Genomic DNA, 467 nt, shown 5'->3' with positions numbered 1-467 from the left:
GAGATCTGCATGTGTGCTTCGGCGTCACCGAACCCGGCGCCGGCCTGGACACCTCGCGCATCACCACGTTCGCCAAGAAGGACGGCGACGGTTATGTGGTCAACGGCCGCAAGGTCTGGATCTCCAAAGCGCGTGAGTCCGAGAAGATCCTGCTGCTCACTCGTACCGAGTCCCGTGAGGCTGTGGAGAAACGCGGAGGGACGCCGACCGAGGGTCTCACGCTGTTCCTGACCGACCTCGACCGCGATCACGTCGAGATCCGGCCCATCAACAAGATGGGCCGGAACGCGGTGAGCTCCAACGAGTTGTTCATCGACGATCTGCGGGTGCCGGCCGAGCACCGCATCGGCGAGGAGGGCAAGGGGTTCAAGTACATCCTGCACGGGCTCAACCCGGAGCGGATGCTGATCGCGGCCGAGGCGCTCGGCATCGGCCGGGTGGCGCTCGACCGTGCGGTGAAGTACGCC

At 65.3% G+C, this 467-nt stretch carries 1 protein-coding gene; it reads left to right on the top strand.

Annotated features, from left to right (window positions below; translation table 11 throughout):
- Nucleotides 1-467 (top strand): acyl-CoA dehydrogenase family protein (locus tag RM572_RS29060; RefSeq protein WP_311676346.1); only part of this gene is annotated, 467 nt, incomplete at both ends.

It is taken from the genome of Streptomyces hazeniae, from assembly GCF_031845485.1.
Taxonomy (GTDB): domain Bacteria; phylum Actinomycetota; class Actinomycetes; order Streptomycetales; family Streptomycetaceae; genus Streptomyces; species Streptomyces hazeniae.
The sequence above is the reverse complement of the archived record's forward strand: the minus strand, read 5'-3'. Positions and strand labels throughout refer to the sequence as shown.